This window comes from Pseudomonas sp. TH49, assembly GCF_016650625.1.
Classification (GTDB): domain Bacteria; phylum Pseudomonadota; class Gammaproteobacteria; order Pseudomonadales; family Pseudomonadaceae; genus Aquipseudomonas; species Aquipseudomonas fluorescens_H.
In genome coordinates this window covers 845,851-860,734 of record NZ_JAEKFL010000002.1, presented here as the reverse complement: position 1 = coordinate 860,734, position 14,884 = coordinate 845,851, and the positions used below count along the sequence as shown (strand labels likewise).

The 14,884-nt window shown below is 57.4% G+C and carries 15 protein-coding genes and 1 pseudogene; 8 read left to right on the top strand and 8 right to left on the bottom strand.

Annotated features, from left to right (window positions below; genetic code table 11):
• Nucleotides 1–5 precede the first annotated feature (5 nt).
• Nucleotides 6–2,231: a lipase family protein gene (locus tag JFU48_RS21425; RefSeq protein ID WP_201137582.1), complete on the top strand. Its 2,226-nt coding sequence runs from the start codon at nt 6–8 to the stop codon at nt 2,229–2,231.
• Nucleotides 2,232–2,321: 90 nt separating this feature from the next.
• Here JFU48_RS21425 and JFU48_RS21420 read toward each other — a convergent pair whose 3' ends face one another.
• Nucleotides 2,322–2,618, bottom strand: a complete 297-nt coding sequence (locus JFU48_RS21420) for a hypothetical protein (RefSeq protein ID WP_201137581.1) — start codon at nt 2,616–2,618, stop codon at nt 2,322–2,324.
• A 491-nt stretch (nt 2,619–3,109) separates the two neighbouring features.
• On the opposite strand from JFU48_RS21420, the gene JFU48_RS21415 reads away from it, so the two are divergent.
• Both JFU48_RS21415 and JFU48_RS21410 read left to right on the top strand, forming a co-directional pair.
• Nucleotides 3,110–3,379: a DUF2790 domain-containing protein gene (locus JFU48_RS21415; protein WP_003225167.1), complete on the top strand. Its 270-nt coding sequence runs from the start codon at nt 3,110–3,112 to the stop codon at nt 3,377–3,379.
• A 90-nt stretch (nt 3,380–3,469) separates the two neighbouring features.
• Nucleotides 3,470–3,868: a hypothetical protein gene (locus tag JFU48_RS21410; RefSeq protein ID WP_003225169.1), complete on the top strand. Its 399-nt coding sequence runs from the start codon at nt 3,470–3,472 to the stop codon at nt 3,866–3,868.
• On the opposite strand, the gene JFU48_RS21405 is transcribed toward JFU48_RS21410, so the two are convergent.
• Nucleotides 3,865–4,134 (bottom strand): DUF1652 domain-containing protein, encoded by a 270-nt coding sequence (locus JFU48_RS21405; RefSeq protein ID WP_201137580.1) that lies wholly within the window; start codon nt 4,132–4,134, stop codon nt 3,865–3,867. The genes JFU48_RS21410 and JFU48_RS21405 overlap by 4 nt on opposite strands.
• A gap of 371 nt (nt 4,135–4,505) precedes the next feature.
• Between JFU48_RS21405 and eco the strand changes: the two genes are divergently transcribed.
• Nucleotides 4,506–4,991 (top strand): serine protease inhibitor ecotin, encoded by a 486-nt coding sequence (gene eco, locus JFU48_RS21400; RefSeq protein WP_103483540.1) that lies wholly within the window; start codon nt 4,506–4,508, stop codon nt 4,989–4,991.
• Nucleotides 4,992–5,012: 21 nt separating this feature from the next.
• On the top strand, nt 5,013–5,318 hold the full coding sequence (locus JFU48_RS21395; RefSeq protein ID WP_201137579.1) for an NIPSNAP family protein: 306 nt from the start codon (nt 5,013–5,015) through the stop codon (nt 5,316–5,318).
• Between the two features lie 30 nt (nt 5,319–5,348).
• On the opposite strand, the pseudogene ilvA reads toward JFU48_RS21395, so the two are convergent.
• Nucleotides 5,349–6,338, bottom strand: a pseudogene (ilvA, locus tag JFU48_RS21390) (threonine ammonia-lyase, biosynthetic); the annotation flags it as partial.
• Nucleotides 6,339–6,590: 252 nt separating this feature from the next.
• Here ilvA and JFU48_RS21385 point away from each other — a divergent pair.
• Nucleotides 6,591–6,926, top strand: a complete 336-nt coding sequence (locus tag JFU48_RS21385; RefSeq protein ID WP_003225178.1) for a DUF2834 domain-containing protein — start codon at nt 6,591–6,593, stop codon at nt 6,924–6,926.
• A gap of 120 nt (nt 6,927–7,046) precedes the next feature.
• Here the strand turns inward: JFU48_RS21385 and JFU48_RS21380 are convergent, their stop codons facing one another.
• Nucleotides 7,047–7,970 carry a magnesium transporter CorA family protein gene (locus JFU48_RS21380; RefSeq protein ID WP_103520895.1) on the bottom strand — a complete coding sequence of 308 codons (924 nt, stop codon included), beginning with the start codon at nt 7,968–7,970 and terminating at the stop codon, nt 7,047–7,049.
• Nucleotides 7,971–7,977: 7 nt separating this feature from the next.
• Nucleotides 7,978–9,552 carry a RimK family protein gene (locus JFU48_RS21375; protein ID WP_103483545.1) on the bottom strand — a complete coding sequence of 525 codons (1,575 nt, stop codon included), beginning with the start codon at nt 9,550–9,552 and terminating at the stop codon, nt 7,978–7,980.
• Nucleotides 9,553–9,644: 92 nt separating this feature from the next.
• Here JFU48_RS21375 and JFU48_RS21370 point away from each other — a divergent pair, with 92 nt between their 5' ends.
• Nucleotides 9,645–10,763 carry a peptidase C39 family protein gene (locus tag JFU48_RS21370; protein ID WP_201137578.1) on the top strand — a complete coding sequence of 373 codons (1,119 nt, stop codon included), beginning with the start codon at nt 9,645–9,647 and terminating at the stop codon, nt 10,761–10,763.
• 130 nt (nt 10,764–10,893) lie between these two features.
• On the opposite strand, the gene JFU48_RS21365 is transcribed toward JFU48_RS21370, so the two are convergent.
• Nucleotides 10,894–12,039, bottom strand: a complete 1,146-nt coding sequence (locus JFU48_RS21365) for a PQQ-dependent sugar dehydrogenase (RefSeq protein ID WP_201137577.1) — start codon at nt 12,037–12,039, stop codon at nt 10,894–10,896.
• Between the two features lie 52 nt (nt 12,040–12,091).
• The gene (locus tag JFU48_RS21360) at nt 12,092–12,433 is read right to left on the bottom strand and encodes a hypothetical protein (protein WP_201137576.1); all 342 of its coding nucleotides are present in this window, start codon (nt 12,431–12,433) and stop codon (nt 12,092–12,094) included.
• Nucleotides 12,434–12,623: 190 nt separating this feature from the next.
• Here JFU48_RS21360 and ku point away from each other — a divergent pair, with 190 nt between their 5' ends.
• Nucleotides 12,624–13,496, top strand: coding sequence for a non-homologous end joining protein Ku (ku, locus tag JFU48_RS21355; protein WP_103483548.1), 873 nt, complete (start codon nt 12,624–12,626; stop codon nt 13,494–13,496).
• A gap of 73 nt (nt 13,497–13,569) precedes the next feature.
• Here ku and lpxO read toward each other — a convergent pair whose 3' ends face one another.
• On the bottom strand, nt 13,570–14,469 hold the full coding sequence (gene lpxO, locus JFU48_RS21350; RefSeq protein WP_045122779.1) for a lipid A hydroxylase LpxO: 900 nt from the start codon (nt 14,467–14,469) through the stop codon (nt 13,570–13,572).
• Nucleotides 14,470–14,884: the final 415 nt, after the last annotated feature.

Here is a 14,884-nt window from a genome sequence, read left to right as displayed (position 1 = left end):
AGCGAATGCAGACTCAAGAAAAGCGCCTACTAAACGACCAAGCAAGATCATGCCCACTAAAAGGAGGGTGGGTTAGTTTCCGACTTGTAGATGAGTTTGGGGAAGGAAAACCATACGCAAGCTTAGAATATGAAGTTACGGATTGCGAGGGCACAAAGCAGTCTGGTTCGCTTGACGCAGATGGATACGCTAAAATTGAAGGAAACTATAGCGGCCCACTGATACTTACATTTGCTAAAAAGTATTCTGGTGGAACCCCTTGGTACGAGGAGATTAATGACCGCAAGACGTATCCTATTCCGCTGACAGATTTACAAGTTGCTGCTGAGCAAACTCTACGTCGTCCTATCGGTAGCACCAGCAAAACCGGCGCATACCGTGCCTCGGCAGAAAAAGGCGAATTTCACAACGTTGAAGTTCGTGACCTTGTTGAGCTCAGTAACCATTTGCCCCCTGCTGCAAAGCTTTCAAATCCTGTGCCTGCAGGTTGCGCCAAACTCGCCCGTGATTTCGCCGGAGACAAAGTTCCGAGTTTTGGTGTAGGCCTGCTACCAGAAAAACACTATGTCCTCGAAGTTCGCGCCTTGCGCGCGTTCAGGCCGCTTCTGTCGCTGGCGCCGGAATTCAGTGCGTTGAACCTTTATCAACTGTCTCTGCTCGCCACGCTCAGTTACGGCGCTTTCGGTCAGACACCTGAGAAAGCTGATGCGGCCCCGAAAAAAGATTTTGCGTTCACCTATCCCTCGCGCGGCACCATTGGTCATGTACTGAATACCTGCCTTGCGTGTTTCGAAGAGCCGTCGAGTTACGCGGACTCCAAGAAGCCATCGTTTCCACTCGTAGAAGATGTGCCCTACTCCAAGCGCCTGGAAATCGTCCCCTTCGATCCAGAACTTTACCCGCAGAATGACCCATCCTCTGGTGAAGAACTGGAAACCCCCTCAGATGTGCATTTTTTCAATGATTTGAGACAAGGTGCAACGGACTGGAAAAATACCGACACCCAGGCCTATGCCACCCACGATGACCGGATCATCCTTATTGGTGTCAGGGGCACAGCCGAAGGGTGGGACGGCTGGCGAGATGCCGATGCCAAACAAGTACCGATTGAGGGCGGAACCGGCAAGGCGCATCAAGGCTTTTATGAAGCATTCATGGCGTTGCGGCCATTTATAGACCGCTACATTCTTCGCTTTCGCACCAATCAAAAGATCATCGTCTGCGGCCATAGTCTGGGCGGCGCCATTTCCTTGCTGCTTTCGGAATGGCTCCATCGTGAGATCACCAGCGACGTAATCCTCTACACCTTCGGCTCACCGCGTGCCGGCGACAAAGACTTCGTCGAATCCGCCAGCGGCCTGGTTCATCACCGGATCGTCAACCAGAACGACCCTGTGCCGAGCGTACCCGCCGGCTGGATGGATACCAAAAAGCCGATCTGGATCACCGGCCTTGCGGCAACTGTCTCGGGTGTTTTGACGCCAGCCGCCGGGGGACTGGTGTTTGCGGCCGGCTTGACGCGTTTTGGCGGCAAGCCTTATTGGCATCATGGCGAGCAGCGCTACTTCATGCCACTGCGCCTGCCCGGTCGAGAGGTCTCGTCTGTCCTTTGGACACCCGGTTGCGAAGGCTACGAAGAAGCAGCCATGGCCAAGTGCGTTGCGCAGCTGAAAAACAACGACACACCGGATCGCAAGCAATTCCTGGTTCAGGCGGCCAACGGTGCCGATCACAAGATGCTCGACGGTTATATTCCGGCATGCTGGGCATCGTTACGTCGCTGGCAGGATACAGAGAAAACCGGCGGCTACATCGTCAGCAAAACCGAAGCCGACCGTTTGAAGCTGGAGGTGGAAACCTACCGCGCGCAACTGCAGCAATGGCAAAGCGAGGCGGATAAGGAATTCCCCGGCGGCACTATTGAAAGCCGCCCTCAAGATCGCGCCACCGCATTCCAGCGCCGCTCGACGATGTCCGACCTTCAAGAGCGCCAGACGGCAATCAGGCAAGCAATAAAACATAACCAAAAGGAACTGAAAGCGCTTGAAGAAACACTCCTGACGATCACGCGCTTGAGCTCTACAAAGCTGACATTGGCTGAAATCTACGGCGATTGCACGGCACTGCCGGAGCTGCAAAAGCATATCGATCGTTGGGCTGAGCATCGTGAGAATCAGGAGTCGGTACGTTTGGCACAAATTCCGCGATCCACCACTACAAGCATGGCTTGAGACAGCATCACGATAATGGTCTGATGCAAACGGCCTATGCAGTTGGAGGGAAGTCTCGTCTGACTTCCCTCCAAGCCTGATTCTAGAATTTCAAACCGGCGCCTTCCAATCCAGCATCTGCTGCTGCGCCACCTGCAGCAAATCATTGCCGTCCTGCGCCAGCAGGTACAGCGCATGGGTAATGTGTGGAATGTCCTGAACATCGCCATGCCGGAAGCACATGCAATGCAGGGTTTCGAGCAGGTCGCTGCAGGCGCGGATGCGCTGGACGGCGGACTCGAGGATGTCTTGGGGATTGGCTTGGGTGTCGATGACTATTGGTGCGCTGTCGGTGACGCCGCTGTTGAGCGGGTGATAGCGGTTTGGGAGCGGGTTTAGTATTGGCATTTTGATTACTCGATATTTTAGAAAGTAACCGCCAGTACCGTGACCAAACAGTGGGAGGCGGCCGCATGCAGGATTGGTCAACTGAGACAACACCAAAACTCAGCTCGCCCGAAGGCGCCCTGCACACAGCCGCCATAACAGCGCACTGCAAAGACATAGAAGTCCGCAGCGCAAATGATGGCACATCTGCAATGGTGTCGTGCTCAGGTGACCAAACCCGAATCGCTGATTTTGCAGCGACGCCAAACCATACCCGCACCGCTCCCGCCGCCGGAAGCAGACAAAGCATCCATCCTTGTAGGAATCGGCCCCGCATCCCCGAGAAATCACCCCTCTGCCAGACAGCCGGCGTTCAGCCAGGTTAACCATCACTTAACGCCGCAGTCCAAGACTCTACTGAACCGCACACCTCAGCCCCTGGCTGACGCCGAGTGCGGCAGGTTCGGCCGTATGGTGCCGAACGCTCATTCCGTCGCACGGGAGTCCGATTCATGAACATTCGCACGCTATTGCTCACCTCCGCCCTCGCCTGCACCGCATTCGCCGGGGTGGCTCAGGCCAATGACACCACCGCCACAACCAAGCCTGTCCCCTATCAGTACGGCATGCCGTTGCATGTGAACAAAGTGATCTCCATGACCGAGCAACCCACTCGTCAGTGCAAAGTCGTTACTGCTGACATGAAGTACATCGACAATGCCGGGAAGCCTGAGGAAATCACCTACCGGAAAATGTCCGACGCCTGCAGTGACCAGAACTGACAGAAGGCTCTGATTTGCGGGGTTGCGGTAGGCGCTGGAGGGTTCGCGGGTTATGCTCGGGGGCCCTCCTCACTGCCGCAAGGACTCGCCATGCAGTTGTCGTTTCGTACGTTGTCGATCATCACTTCTTCGTTGTGTTTTGTGCTGGCGCTGGTCTGGGGCTTTTTCCCGGAGGTGTTGCTGGCGATCTGGAGTATTGAGTATTCGTCCGCTGCCGGTTTTGTTGCGCGGCGCAGTGCGGTGCTGTTTGCGGCGTTGGGGGTGATGTTTTATCTGGTGCGCAGCGCTCCGCCATCACTGGGTCGAAATGCCCTGAGCAACGGTTTTATCGTCGGTTGTTTTGGTTTGGCAGTACTGGGTTTTGGCGAATGGCTCAACGGCCATGCCGGCCCCGGGATTCTGCTCGCGGTGCTGGTCGAGTTCGCGCTGGGCCTTGGCTTTGTGCAGGCCCGGCGCGTGACGGTCGAACTGGGTGAAACGGTGAGTTAAAGCGCTCTGGTGCGAGGACTGTAATGCTGTGGCGTGGTTTGATCCGCCAGATCCGAGCGCAGGCCGGCAATCAGTTCGTTGATCTCGCGGCAGCCATTGAGATGGCTGGCATCGATCCCGCTGACGTGCAAATCAACCTGGTCAGTCTGGTGGTCACCGAATACCTTGACGGTCATCGACAGGTCTGGCGACAGCGTGCACTGGCAGCGTTTAGGCAGAAAACTGCTTTCAATGATATTGCGTAGTTCCAAGGCAGACAGAAACATGGTGAACCTCTCCTTATTGATGAAACTGCCAATCAACTCTTCACGTTGACCGCTTTTGCTGCCCCTTCACGGGTGTTTCCCCGCTGATTCCCTGGTGCGGCAAACGGTTGTACAGCGAAATGCTTCTTGGAGTGTAGGCGCCCGAACGCGGTGCGCTGCACCAAGTAGACGCATAAACCGTGCCTTTCATCGGGTCATTTTGACCCTCGATAAATCAAGCACTTGGCGCGGTGGCCAGTCATTGGCCAGTTGCAAATTGCAAGAATGCCCCACTTGGACACTGCAATATGCACGTCGACGCCGGTTTGCATTCATCGACCATGACAGTGAGAATGCCCGTCACTCCACCCTACACCCGCCAGGAGGCTTTCATGGGTTCTTTAAGCGTTCACGCGACAATCGGTCTGCTCGTTGCCGGCCTGTCCACCTTCGCCCACGGGGCCAAACTGGAAGACGTTGCGCCTTACCCCAAGGCGGAAAACGGCTTTACCCGTCAGGTCATCTACCTGCCCAAGCAAGAGCAGGAAGAGAATTTCCAGGTTGAAGTCCTCGCCGGCAAAACCCTGGAAGTCGACTGCAATAGCCAACGTCTGGGCGGCGCCCTGGATGAGAAAAATCTCGAAGGCTGGGGTTACCCGTTCTACCGACTGGAAAAAGTCATCGGCCCGATGAGCACACTGATGGCCTGCCCGCCTGGCACTCAGAAAAAGCGCGCATTTGTGCCGGTCGTCGGTGATGGCTTCATGCTGCGTTACAACAGCAAGCTGCCGCTGGTGATCTACGCCCCGAAAGACGTCGAAGTGCGCTATCGCGTCTGGTCGGCTTCGGACAAGGTTGGCACCGCCATCGCGGAATGACCTGAACCGGGAGCGCCAAACGTGATTAGCTGCCATGTGCGATACGTGATCGATCCGTACCAACTCACCGAGTTCGAGGCCTACGCCAAAGCCTGGCTGGGCATCGTCGATCGCTTGGGCGGCACGCATCACGGCTACTTCCTGCCCTCCGAGGGCGCGAGCAACATCGCTTATTGCCTGTTCAGCTTTCCATCGCTGGCCGATTATGAAAGCTACCGGCACATCGCGCTGACCGATCCGGAAAGCACGGCGCTGGTGGAATCGCTGGTGCAGAAAAAATTCATCGTCAGCTACGAGCGCAGTTTTCTGCGCCCGCTACTGCCCTGAGCGTTATCACGCCGGGACGCCGCATACCGCGGCGCGCTCGGCGACGTGGCGCAGGCTGTCGAAATTGATGTTGGCGCCGGAGTCGATCGCGACGAAGGTCTGCTCGCGAACACCGTTGCGCGCCACGTATTGTTTGATCCCGGCCACCGCCAACGCGCCGGAAGGTTCGGTGATTGAGCGGGTATCGTCGTAGATGTTCTTGATCGCGGCGCAGAGCTCGTCATTGCTGACGGTGACCACCTCGTCCACGCAAAACCGACACACTTCGAAACCATACGCGCCGATCTGCGCCACGGCCACGCCATCGGCGAACGTCCCGACACTGGGCAACATCACACGCGCATCCGCTTGCAACGCTGCCTTCAAGCAGGCGGAGTGCTCCGATTCAACACCGATGATGCGCACCTCCGGCCGCAGGTATTTGACGTACGCCGCGATACCGGCGATCAGGCCGCCACCGCCCACCGGAACGAAGATCGCCTCCAGTGGCCCCTGATGCTGACGGAGGATTTCCATGGCAACCGTGCCTTGGCCGGCGATCACGTCCGGGTCGTCGAATGGAGAGACAAAAGTGCGCCCGGTTTGCTCGGCCAGTTGCAGCGCATGGGCAAGAGCAAACGGAAAACTTTCGCCATGCAGGAGCGCCTCAGCGCCCCGACTTCGCACCCCAAGCACCTTCAGTTCGGGCGTGGTCAACGGCATGACGATGGTCGCCGCCATCCCCAGTTCCCGTGCCGCCAGGGCCACGCCCTGGGCATGATTACCCGCTGACGCGGTGATTACGCCGCGTGCTTTCTGCGCATCACTCAGTTGCACCAGCTTGTTGTAGGCGCCACGGATCTTGAAGGAGAACGTCGGTTGCAGGTCTTCGCGCTTGAGCAGGATCCGGTTGCCCAGCGCCTCGGACAGCGCCGGCGCCGCTTGCAACGGCGTGCGCACAGCAATGTCGTAGACCGGCGCGGCAAGGATCTTTTTCACGTACTGCTCAAGCAGGGCTTGTTGGACAGGGCTGTGCGGCATGGTCGTCTCCTGACGTTTTGATCAGAACCCCGGAGACAGAAAATGAAAACCCGCCTCTAGGGCGGGTTGGGTGCAGCAGTCGTGAGCTAGCCCGCCAAATGAGGAATGGCGGTAATAATGCTTGGCTGGCAGCGCAATACGGTGGAAGTCATGGGCCTGAAATTAGCCCGGCGGCGGCCGGCGAGTCAATGGCTTATTTGGGGATGCCAAGGTAGGCTGGCGAGTCTGCTCATCACCCCAAGGAAGGAATACATGATGCCTGTCGCCCTGCCCCTCACGGCGTTGATTGCGTTTACTGGCTACACCGTGTCGGTGATGCTCCAGGCCGAACAGTCGTTGATCGACTTCGGTATCAGCCTGATGTCGCGCCCGGACACGGCGCAGGTGGTGATTGATCTGTATCTGCTGGCGACGCTGGCCGGGGTGTGGATGGTCAAGGATGCACGGTCGCGAGGGATGTCGGTCTGGTCGGTGGTGCCGTATCTGTTGCTGACGGCAGTATTTGTGTCGATTGGGCCGCTGTTGTATCTGGTGGTGCGTGGGGTTCGGGAGCGCAAGAAAGTGGCAGCGGCAGCCCCTGCGAGCTGATCCCGAGCTTCGAGTGCTGCTGAGATCGCTTTCGCGAGCAAGCCCGCTCCCACTTTTTGAAATGCATTCTCCTGTGGGAGCGGGCTTGCTCGCGAAGGTGTCAGCTCAGGCACCGATCAATCACTGGGCCAACCGCCGCAGCCCAAACAGCATTCCCCCCGCTCCGAGCAACATCACCATCAGAAACACCGGGTAGGAAATCCACCACGGCGTCCCCGCCGTCATCATGCTGAACTCCGACATCCCGCCAATACTGGCAATCAGGTTCAACGGCAGAAACACCACGTTGATTAACGTCAGCTTGCGCAGCAGATTGTTCATGCTGTTGTTCATCAGATTGCCGCGCGCATCGATCAGCCCGGAAAACACCGTTGAGTAGATCTCTGCCTGTTTGTAGCACTGGTTGTTCTCGATGATCAGGTCGTCGATCAACCCGATCGCCTCGCTGCCGAAGTGCTGTTTTTCCGCGTGATTGCGCAGCCGCGTCAGCACTGCGCCATTGCTGTGCAGGGCATTGATGTAATAGATCAGGCTTTCGCTGAGGTTGAACATCTGCACCAGATGCTGGTTCTGCATCGAGGCGTTGAACTTCTGTTGAAGCTCACGGGCGACCAGTTTGATCACCTTCAGGTGGCCGAGATAATGGTGGATGTTGTTGAACAGCAAATCGAGCAACACATCCAGCGGCGCATTGAGCGGCTGGCGCGTGCCGATGCCGTGCAATGGCGTGTCGTCGGTGGCGATCACCAGCAACTGACCGGGTGAAAACAGCAGGCCGCAGGACGACACTTCAAACGCCAGGCTGCCACCGCCGGAATAGTTTTCCGGGCGCTTCCAGATCAGGAACAAATGGTCGGGGTGAAACTCGATTCGCGAGACTTCGTCCGGATCCAGCGCCGAGGCCAGCGCGTGTTCATCGACCTTGTAGTGAGTGTGGAGCAAGTCGCGCTCGGCAGCATCGGGATTGCTGAACAGCATCACCTCGGCATCCAGCCGTTCCACCCGCTGCAACGCGCCGTGACTCAATGCGAAACTGCTGATCATCGGCGCTTCACCAGGCCTGGCCGCGACGTTTGAGTTCCAGTCGTCGCACAAACTCCTCCAGCACCAGTGAATACAGATCGTCCTGCAAATAGGCGTCTTCGATGCCGGCATCGAGGTTCGGATTGTCGTTGACCTCGATCACCACCACTTTGTCGCCAGCCTGTTTCAGATCCACGCCGTAGAGGCCGTCGCCAATCAGGTTCGCGGTCTTGACCGCCAGTTCCACCACTGCCCGCGGTGCCTCGTGAACCGCCAGGGTGCGGCACTCGCCATTGATGTCCTGGCCCTTGGCCTTGTGGTTGTAGATTTGCCAGTGGCCCTTGGACATGAAGTATTGGCAGGCGAAAATCGGTTTGCGGTTGAGCACGCCGATGCGCCAGTCGTACTCGGTGTAGAAAAACTCCTGAGCCAACAGCAATACCGAGTGTTCGAACAATTCAGCGGTAGCCTCAAGCAGCGCCTGCTGGCTTTCAACCTTGATCACCCCGCGAGAAAAACAGCCGTCGGGGATCTTCAGCACCAGCGGAAAACCGAGGCGTTCGCCGACCCGTTCGAAATCTTCCGGTCGTTCCTTGTAGAGAATTTCCGTGGCAGGCATACCCAGTTGATGGCTGTTGAGCAGGTCAGTCAGATAGACCTTGTTGGTGCAACGCAGAATCGACGTCGGGTCATCCATGACCACCAACCCTTCGCTCTCGGCTTTTTTCGCGAAGCGATAGGTGTGGTTATCGACGCTGGTAGTCTCGCGAATCAACAGGCCGTCGTACTCGGCGAGCCGCGCGTAGTCCTTGCGTTCGATCAGCTCGACATCGATGCCCATACGCTTGCCGACCCGCACGAAATTCTCCAGTGCCTTGGCGTTTGACGGCGGCAAGGCTTCTTGTGGATCATGCAGAATCGCCAAGTCATAACGCGCCACTTGCGGCGAGCGCGGCACTCGCCAGACTTTACGGCTAAAGCCGTCCAGCGCATTGGCGAACTGATCTTCCTGATCGTCGCGCAACTTGTGCAGGGCGCCGGACTTTATACCCTCGATGTGCCAGCCGTTAGTTCGGCGAAACTCAACTAGCAGAATCGGACACGGAAACACTTCAAACAATTGCCGGGCCAGATCCTGCAGCGGCTCGATATGCGTCTTGCCGAAGTAAAGTGTCAGGGTGAAACCTTCGGTATCGCTGTACAGATGATGGCTGAGGGCTTTTTCCAGGGTTTTATCGAGGTCGTCCAGCGCCAGGCCGTAAAGCGATTTTTTCGTCAGTTCGCTGATGGTGCGGACCGATGGAATCACCTTGTGGCCGCGGGCTTCTGCCAGCAGCGAGCAATAGTAACCGTGCCCCAGGTACTTGTAGCTGCGGCACAGGTTAATCACCTGCACCCGTTTGCCAGGTTCGCTGTCACGGGTTTGCTCAAGGTATTCCTGAGCCGTGACGATGTCCTCGCTGGGAAAGTACGAGGCCCAGTCTTCCTTGCGTTCGACGATGATCAACACTTGACTGGAAGTTCTGATGACTGGATTTAAAAAAGTTGCCGTCGGCAAACTTTGCTCGGATACTTCGCGCCAATGACCCTGTACCGCTGACATAGAGATTGATCCGTTGGAGAACAAGACCATTTCTATTAAGCACGAAGTTTTTCGAAAGTCCCGTTTCGTTACGCAACTTTTACGGTGGTCATATGAGTGCTGTTTTTCGTTTGGCGGTAGTTGAAGATCTGCCAGCGTTGCTGACCCTGGAAATGCAATGTTTCACCACCGACCGGCTCACCAGCCGCAGCTTTCAATGGATGATCACCCGCGCCCATGCGCAACTGCTGGTCGCCGAGCTTGACGGGCGATTGCTCGGCTATGCACTGGTGCTGTTTCATCGCGGCACATCACTGGCGCGCCTGTATTCCATCGCCATTGCCGGCGAAGCCCGTGGCACCGGTCTGGGCAAACAATTGCTGCAACGTATCGAGGCCTGTGCCGTTGAGCATGACTGCGCATACCTGCGCCTTGAAGTACGTATCGATAACCCCACCGCCATCGCGCTTTACGAGCGCAACGGCTATCGGCGTTTCGCGCTGATTCACGATTACTACGAAGACCATGCCGATGCACTGCGTCTGGAAAAGCGCATTGTTCAGCACCGTGACTCGCGCAGTATCAAGGTGCCCTACTACCCGCAAACCACCGAATTCACCTGTGGCCCGGCCTGTCTGCTGATGGCCATGGGCGCGCTGCAACCTGCGCGCCTGCTGGAGCGGCGTGAGGAATTGCAGATCTGGCGTGAAGCGACCACGGTGTTCATGACCTCCGGCCATGGTGGCTGCAGCCCCCAGGGTTTGGCACTGGCGGCCTGGCGGCGGGGTTTTCGGGTGCGTTTGCAGCTGAGTATGGCCGGGCCATTGTTTCTCGACGGTGTGCGCGATGAGCATAAAAAAGATGTCATGCGCCTGGTGCATGAGGAGTTCACCGCTCAAATGCAAGAGACCGACATCGAGCGGAAGATTGGCATCCATCTGGATTTACCGCGCCTGCTGGAGGCTGGCGGTCAGCCTCTGGTGCTGATCAGCAGCTATCGCCTGACCCGCTCCAAATCACCGCACTGGGTGGTGGTCACCGATTGCGATGAAGACTTTGTGTACCTGCACGATCCCGACGTCGATCACAGCCAGCATCGCCAGCCGATGGACTGCCAACATGTGCCGGTCAGCCATGGGGAGTTTGAGAAGATGAGCCGGTTTGGGCGGGGGAAATTGCGGGCGGCAGTGGTTTTGTATGACCGCCCTACGCCAACTATCGTTAGGCTCTAGAGACTTTTTGGTGGCGAGGGCGCTTGCTCCCGCATGAATGCGTAGCGCTCACAGGATTTTGAGGCTGCTGCGCAACCCAGCGGGAGCAAGCTCCCTCGCCACAGGAGATCTGTGAAAATTTGAAGTGAGGTTACTTCAGGCCGATCTTGTAGAGCGAACCGTCCTGCTCATCCGTCAGCACATACAAATACCCATCCGGCCCCTGCCGCACATCACGAATTCTCTGTTTCAAATCGCCCAGCAAACACTCCTCATGCACGACCTTGTCGCCATCGAACTGCAGCCGGATCAGCTCCTGACTGACCAGCGCGCCGATGAACAGGTTCTGCTGCCACGGCTTGAAACGATCAGCGTCATAGAACGCCATTCCCGTTACGCCGGGAGACTTCTCCCATACATGGTGCGGATCGACGGCGCCTTCGACACTTTTGCCCTTGGCTTCCGGGATCGGTTGCAGCGAATAGTTGATGCCGTGGGTCGCCAACGGCCAGCCGTAGTTTTTCCCGCGTTCGATGATGTTCACCTCATCGCCACCCCGGGGACCGTGTTCGTTCTCCCAGATTGTGCCGTTCCACGGATTGAGCGCAGCGCCCTGCGGATTACGATGGCCATAAGACCAGATTTCCGGCCGCACGCCGGACTGGCCCACGAAAGGGTTGTCATCCGGCACCTTGCCATCGGGGAAGATCCGCACGACCTTGCCTTGCAGCTTGTCGAGATCCTGCGCGGTGGGCCGCTCGTTGTTTTCGCCAAGCGTGACAAACAGGTAGCCGTCACGGTCGAACACCAGCCGTGAACCGAAGTGGTTGCCAGTCGAAAGCTTCGGTTCCTGACGGAAGATCACTTTGAAATCATTCAGACTGCGCAAGTCGTCCGACAGACGACCACGCCCCACCGCCGTCCCGGCCTTGTCCCCGGCACCACCGCCCTCGGCATAGGACAGGTAGACCAGCCGATCCTGTTTGAAGTCCGGCGACAGCACCACATCGAGCAATCCACCCTGGCCCTTGGCCCAGACTTTCGGTACGCCGCTGATCGGTTCAGAGCGCTTGCCATCGGCACTGATCACCCGCAGGTTGCCTGGACGCTCGGTCACCAGCATGCCCTGCCGATCCGGCAGAAACGCCAGCGCCCAAGGGTGCTCGAGTCCTTGGGTAATCGTGGTGACTTCAAGGGTGCCCTGCTCGCTTTTGAGCTCTTTGGGGGCAGCGGCGAAAGCGGGAGCGCTGATCAACGCGCCGGCACACAGCGTGGCTAGAAAGGTTTTACGCAACATGCACGATTCCTTTTGTTCGTTTGAAAGGCTGACAGGCGCTCAGTCCTGCCGTTCAACGGTTGCTGTCTCCATCGCGTGAAGGTGGGTTGGGAATGAATTTTGGTGGTGTACTCGGCACCGAACGTTGTTGCTGACCATTGCCGATGCCGCCATTACCGACGGTTGGCGAACTGGGTACCGGCACCGTGTTCGGCCCGCGAATAATCGGCGCACTGGGCTGTGTGCCCTGCATGCTGTTGGGATTGGCGCGGCGGATCGGGCTGTTGTAAGGGTTGTTGTCGGTACCGGTGGGACTCTGTGCCAGCAGCAGCGGCGCGGACGGTGGCCCGACTTCGGCATGCGCCAGCCCCGCCCCAAGGAACAGAACGATGATGCCTAACGGAATTCGGTTCATGGCGCGGCCTCTCGATGCGCAGGGGATAGAGCCTTCGAGTCCACGCTACGCCCTGGGTTCGGATTTGTTAACCCATCGCCCTTAAACAAGATGTAACACGACTTGACCGGCATTGCTGCGAGCCCATGCAAACGCTGGAAACTTTCGAGCCGGGACACGGGTCACCTGATCATCACTCGGAGAACTCACCATGGCTCGGGCAATCTGGAAAGGCGCGATCAGCTTCGGACTGGTACACATCCCTGTCGCGCTGGTGTCGGCAACGTCCTCGCAAGGCGTCGACTTCGACTGGCTCGATAGCCGCAGCATGGACCCGGTCGGTTATAAACGGGTTAACAAAGTCACGGGCAAGGAAGTCACCAAAGAGAACATCGTTAAAGGTGTGGCTTATGAAAAGGGCCGCTACGTGGTGCTCAGCGAGGAAGAAATTCGTTCGGCGCACCCCGTGTCGACCCAGACCATCGATATCTTTTCATTCGTCGATGCCGAGCAGATTCCACTACAGAACATCGACACGCCTTATTACCTGGCGCCGGACAAGCGCGGCGGCAAGGTCTATGCGCTGCTGCGTGAAACATTGAGCAAAACCAACAAGGTCGCCCTCGCCCGCGTCGTCCTGCACACTCGGCAATATCTGGCGGCACTGATGCCGCTGGAATCGGCGCTGGTGCTGGTCAAGCTGCGCTGGCCGCAGGAAGTGCGCGGCCTCGACGAATTGGAGCTGGGCAGCGAAGTGACCAAGCCACAGTTGGCCAAGGGTGAGCTGGACATGGCCAAACGTCTGGTGCAGGACATGAGCGGCGACTGGAGTCCGGAGGATTACAAGGACGAGTTTGAAGACAAGATCATGGCGCTGGTCGAGAAAAAGGCCCATGAAGGCAAGATCGAGGATGTCGAGACGGTGGGTGGCGAGGAAGAGCGCAAGTCTGCGGATGTGATCGACCTGACCGAGCTGCTTAAACGCAGTCTGGGCGGCAAGGCCACGGCCAAACCGAAGGCAAAAGCGAAGCCTGCCAGCAAGGCAGCCCCCGCGAGAAAGACCAATAAGGCCTCGGGGGCGTAATCAGATCCGGCTCCTGTCAGGAAGCTGACAGGTTGGTTTTGAGAGACTCATCGCCAGCAGGCTGGCGATGCTGTCAGATCAGAATGAACACCGCCAGCAAACCGCCGAAGATCGCCCACTTTTCCATGTAGTAACGCGTGCGATTGCGCTTTTTCAGCTCTTTGCCACGCAGTCGGACTTTGTAGATTTTGGTAAACAGTCGGTTGATCCCACCGACACGATCGCCCGCATCGTTTGGCGCACCTGCCGCCGACATCACGGTGCGGCTGAACCAGGCATTGAACGCCGCTGCCCAGCGATACTTCATCGGCCGCTCGATGTCGCAGAACAGAATAATGCGGTTTTTGTCGGTGGTGTTTTCGGCGTAGTGAATGTAGGTCTCATCGAACATCACCGCCTCACCGTCGCGCCAGTGATAGCTCTCACCGTCGACATTGATGTAGCAACCCGCGTCGTTCGGCGTGTCGAGACCCAGATGGTAGCGATACGAACCGGCGTAAGGATCACGGTGACGGACCAGTTTCGAACCCGGCGGCAGCTCGGCGAACATCGCTGCCTTGATCGAACCGATGCTCTGCACCAGCTCGGTGGTGCGCGGGCACAACTTCATGGCCGACGGATGGCTCTCGCCATACCACTTGAGGTAGAAACGCTTCCAGCCACTTTTGAAGAACGAGTTGAAACCGACGTCATCGTATTGATTCGAGCGTTTGATCTCACCGGCGCGTAGCAGATTCTGCCCTTCCTGGCGAATTTCTTCCCAGTGCGCCTGCAAAGGGCTCAGATCAGGAAATTCGGAAGGATCGAGATACGGCTTGTTCGGCTTCTTCGAAAACAGGTACAGGAAGCAGTTGATCGGCGCCAGGAACGTCGAGTGATCGCTCAACTGACGGCCCAGTTTGTGACGCACGCGCCCACGAAGGTGAACGTATGCAATCGAAATGACATAAATAGCAGCAATGATGAGTTTCACGGAAATCGTCACACGTCAAAAGTGAACAAACTGCGCGCCTGCCGGCCGGTGGCCCAGGGTCTGATGCAGTGGCATGAATACAAATACTATCCCGGTGGCACTTCCTTGAGCCCTTGCCGTTAGCGGCTATTGGGTAACTGGCTGGCATTTTAGCCATACTTTGTAACCAATGGTGAACCTGATCTGTGAAAAACTGTCCGCTGAATCTGCCAAACGACAGACGCGGCGTCATCGCCCTATCGTTTAAAGAGCCAGACCAGTACAATCGCCGCCAAACTTTACGCGCCCCCTTGGTTGATGACGGGAATGTCCCGCCTCAGCGCACTTTGACTCGGGCCAAGCGCTCCAGCCGCACCCTCGCTACTCAGAATGCTTCGCAGGAAAAACCTTTGATTTCTACAGCTAACATCACGAT